General features: G+C 63.8%; 4 protein-coding genes and 2 pseudogenes. 5 read left to right on the forward strand and 1 reads right to left on the reverse strand.

The window, feature by feature from the left end; genetic code table 11:
- From WA805_RS17650 to WA805_RS17665, 4 genes and pseudogenes are all read left to right on the forward strand, one after another.
- Nucleotides 1-213: pseudogene (locus tag WA805_RS17650) on the forward strand (hypothetical protein); the annotation flags it as partial.
- 93 nt (nucleotides 214-306) lie between these two features.
- Nucleotides 307-519, forward strand: a pseudogene (locus WA805_RS17655) (IS256 family transposase); the annotation flags it as partial.
- 542 nt (nucleotides 520-1,061) lie between these two features.
- Nucleotides 1,062-1,367, forward strand: a complete 306-nt coding sequence (locus WA805_RS17660) for a hypothetical protein (RefSeq protein WP_422340766.1) — start codon at nucleotides 1,062-1,064, stop codon at nucleotides 1,365-1,367.
- A gap of 2 nt (nucleotides 1,368-1,369) precedes the next feature.
- Nucleotides 1,370-1,597 (forward strand): hypothetical protein, encoded by a 228-nt coding sequence (locus tag WA805_RS17665; RefSeq protein ID WP_422340767.1) that lies wholly within the window; start codon nucleotides 1,370-1,372, stop codon nucleotides 1,595-1,597.
- A gap of 681 nt (nucleotides 1,598-2,278) precedes the next feature.
- Here WA805_RS17665 and WA805_RS17670 read toward each other — a convergent pair.
- Nucleotides 2,279-3,208 (reverse strand): aminoglycoside phosphotransferase family protein, encoded by a 930-nt coding sequence (locus WA805_RS17670; RefSeq protein ID WP_425242877.1) that lies wholly within the window; start codon nucleotides 3,206-3,208, stop codon nucleotides 2,279-2,281.
- Nucleotides 3,209-3,414: 206 nt separating this feature from the next.
- Here WA805_RS17670 and WA805_RS17675 point away from each other — a divergent pair, with 206 nt between their 5' ends.
- A complete protein-coding gene (locus tag WA805_RS17675; RefSeq protein ID WP_422274831.1) occupies nucleotides 3,415-4,128 on the forward strand; it encodes an EthD domain-containing protein in 714 nt (237 codons plus the stop codon).
- The last annotated feature ends 21 nt before the right edge of the window (nucleotides 4,129-4,149 follow it).

Consider the following 4,149-nt stretch of genomic DNA (forward strand, 5'->3'; position numbering starts at 1 on the left):
GAGTTCGCGATCGCGCTCTCACCCGTGCTGTTCGGCTCCGGAATCCGCCTGTTCGAGGGCGTGGACGCGGGCCGCGTGACCTTGGAGCCGGTCCGCGCGGAGCCGACGCAGCGGGTGACCCACCTGACCTACGCAGTCCAGGAGCGGCAACTGTCTCGACCTCAGCGCTCCCCAGCCGAGGTCAGCAGCACGGTGAGATCCTCGACGCTCTGAGCGTCAGGAAGGGGCGAACGTTCGGGCCGCGAGCTCGGCCGCGCGCTCCTCCGGGAGGGACCTCACGGCGTTGTCGTGGAACTTCCTCGCCAGCTCCGGCTTCGCCAGCGAGTCACCAAGGGCCCCGGCTCCTGCGCCGCCGGTGTCGCGATGGCGTTCAAGCTCATCGAATCAGCACAGACCCGGTCGGCGGGCCGTCAACGCACCCCACCTCGTCGCGCTGGTCCGTGCCGGCGCGGATTCAAGAACGGCAAGCTCATCGACCGACCCGACGAATCAGAGGTTGGTGATCAGCAAGTCGCGTGACACGCCGATCCACAGGTGTTGACTATTCCTGCAGGTCGCGGCACTGATCGCTTCGCTCGTCGCGATCGGGCTCTACACCTCGGCGGCGGCGCACACCGCCTTGCAGAAGTTGCTCGGCACCCTGGCGCCCGGCAATTTCGGGTAATCCCGGGCGCGCAACGGGCAATTCTGCGGAGTCCTGGCGTCCTGATGGTCTTCGGCAAGCGAGCGAGCTATTGGCACGGAGGGTCTGCGGGTACACCCGTCCGCCGAGAAGGTTTCCAGAAGCCATTAACGCTGGCTGCTAGTGTCATGGGTGGGTAGGCCAAAGGCTTTTGGGGCACGTGGAACCGTTGCTTGCCGAAAAACAACAATTATCTGGAAGATCTTGATTCGCAGATCTTGACAATTGTCCCAGATTCAGGTATTACCCTTTTCAGGGTACCTTCTTCTCGGCGCGGTACAAATGTGCGTTCCTGGACCGACACGCCGTAACGATAAATGGTGCCTCAATTTTCGGTCCACTGAACGCGTGTCGCAACCGACATAGAAAGGAGTGGGCTATGCCGGCAGACTTTGTGTTCCGCACCGTCACCGTGGCCCCCGGGCGTCAGACCGTGTGGTTCACCTTTAGCTGGCAACCGGGCAACCATCCCAATAGGGGACCGATATTGTGTATGGCATCACCGGATCGCCCTGCCCAACCGACCACCGATACAAAGCTCGTAATCGAGGATTACGGGCAAGTCCGCTCCACTGCCGGCCCCGTGTACTACGGAGGACTGATCTCCAACCTAGGGAACCAGGCGGTCGGTGCCAGAATCATGGGTGTTTATTTTCCCGAGTTTCAGCAGGACTGGGAGATGTAAACATGAAAATCACAGTCGTGGTCGACAATAATGGGCATGTTCTCGGTACCTACAGTCAACCGGCGCAGGTCCCCGAAGGGTACCCAACCTTCCAGATTCACGGGGGGCCAGATGATACCGTTTACGAACTGGATCTGCCTGCGGAATACGAGAACATAGCGTCCGCAGACGAGTTGCACCGACGTCTCGGCGAGTATCTTCAGCAAGAGCCGCCGAAACGCGACCAGTGATCCGCGACTGCGCTTCGTACCGGTGATCGGTCAGTTCCTCGTGGCGTCCACGTGAGCGCCAAGTCGCGGGAATCTGGCCAAGGGGATGAGAGCCACTGCCGGTCGCGTCTGCATCTGGCCCGTATATGGCATCCCCTGCGACTCGCGGCCTCTTCGTCCCGACGCCAAGTCGCCCCGCGCCCCATCAGCCCTGACGTGTGTCTCACGTGCGGCCTGGCGTCGGGTACATCTTCGCTCAGGCCGTAAAAAGCTGTAGTTAGCAAATCCGTTAGCAAGCCAGGGAAGCGCAAGTGATTGACACGACGTTTGCGCTGGTTAAGTAGGTGGTCAGGGGCGGGGTCGAACCGCCCACCTTTCGCTTTTCAGGTCAACCGCGCTAAACGCTGTGCAGACCTGCGAAAATGGTAGTCACTCACAAGCGGAACCGCGCTAGGCGGAGGGTGCAACGTCCACGCTAACAGGGCCCAGCATTCCCGCAAACCAGCGACTCCCTGGGGAGCGGACGGTTCAGATGCCCGCAGATTCGCAGTTGGGCGTTCTGTGCTGCTGCCGTTGAGCGGTCGGTGTCACCGGCCGTCGGCTGAGTTATGCGGTTGACCGGGGGTTCGCGTACCTCTGCCGAGAATCGTATATATGGCGGTGCGACCGTCACGGTAGCGGCATGAGGCGCCGGACACCTCGTCACGCGCCTCGCCCCTCGCAGTCGTCCAGCACAGCTTCGGCGATGGCCGTGAAGCGTGCGTCGTCAGCACTGCCGGGCGCGTGCCGTCGCGACCATTCCACCTGCCGCAGACTGAGATGGCACAGGTACACCGTGGTCCACGCGAGGCCGCTGAGCTCTAGGGCGCGTTCCCACAGCACTTCCCGGGTCTGCTCGATGTCGTAGGTATAAAACAGCAGGGTCGCTACATCGAAGCCGCGGTCGCCCTGCCCGGCACCGTCAAACGGGATGTTCCAGTCAACCACGCCGCTAAGGCGCCCTCCGGCGTGGAGAATGTTCGCCGGATTCATGTCGAAGTGCACCACGTCCCGCGTCCGGGCTTCGTCCCACTGGTTGCGCCTGGCCAGCGACTGCAGACGGTCGAGCAGCGCGGCCGTGCGGGGCGCCTGGCACATAGTGGCGTGCAGGCAGTAGCCGTTGCCGCCCGCCTCGATGGTGTCGAGCAGCCACGCGGGCCATGGCGGCCGGGCTAGATCGCCTGCATCGCGCTGCAGCTCGACGGCGGCGAGAAGGCTGGGGAGGACCGCGGCGAACAAGCCGGGGGCGGGCTGCTCGCCCGGTCCCCGGTGCAGGGGCTGGCCTGGCAGGCGTCGCTGGAGGGTAAAGATGGTGCCGCTGGATTCCCCCACGCCGACGTACTCGGGCGCGGGAAAGCCCCGCTGGCGCAGGTCGCGGACCATGCGGACCAGACGCAACTGGTTATCGATGGCCTGCCCGGCAGCTGGGACCAGCTTGACGACGAACTCCTGACCGCCAGCGGCAACAGCAAAGGTCGAACGGGACTCCCCCTGCAGCGTCTCATCGGTGACCCACACGCGGTCAACGCCCGCGAGTCGCGCCACCACGCCCAAGAGCCGCCGATCATGCTGAGCTAGCTCATGGTCAGCCATGGTGCTCCTTCCGGGAATCTCACCCGAGACGGCAGCGGAGCCTTCCTCTCCACGACGGCTCCTGCCGGAATCGACACCGCGTCAGCCCTAGGGGCCGCCGACGGCAGGGACTACCGTCAGTGGTATATCCCCACCGGGCCCTTACCAGCCAGCGCACAAGCCGCAACCCGGCAACCCTCCACCAGGCCAGATAGGAAGGTGTGGACATGTACAAGGTGGTTTGGATCGCGCGTTACCCCAACGGCATGAGGAGGCAGGAGGCCAGCGACTACTGGGCCGGGCACCACGGGCCGGCGATGAAGAAGGTCTCCCCGCTGGCCGGGTACGTTCAGAGCCACGTTCAGGGGCCGCTTCCCGCAGTGTCCGGAGTCGCGGAAGAGGAAACGCTGTTTGACGGGTACTCGTGTGCGTGGTGGAACGACCGCGCGGACTTCCAGCAGGCGATGACAACGCCGGCGTGGCAGCGAGTCGTCGAGGACGGCCCGAACGTGTTCGATATGGACTGGCTCTGGAACATGAGCGCCCACATCGAAGAGGTCCCGATGATCGAGGGACCCACGAGTCCGTACAAGGTCGTCTGGATCGTTAGGTTCAAGGAAGGTCTGACGCGGGAGGAGGGCCGGGAGCACTGGCGCCGCGTCCACGGTCCGATCTTCAAGAAGCTGGACATCGATCGCTACATCCAGAACCACGTGGTCGGTCCGATCGGGGAAGAGGGCGAAACCGGCCAGGCCGAGATAGGCTTCGACGGCTTCTCCGAGTGCTGGTTCCGCGACGAGACGCAGTTCCGGAACGCCGTCGAGTCCGATACGTGGGCTGTCGCGGTCGAGGATGCCCAGAACGTGTTCGACGTGACCCAGATGTGGGGCGCCGCGCTCAGGGAAAACGTCGTCGTTCCGCCACCGCTCCTCGGCATTTAGTGGTCGGCGCGACAGACTGCG

The organism is Trebonia sp., assembly GCF_049794275.1.
Classification (GTDB): domain Bacteria; phylum Actinomycetota; class Actinomycetes; order Streptosporangiales; family Streptosporangiaceae; genus Trebonia.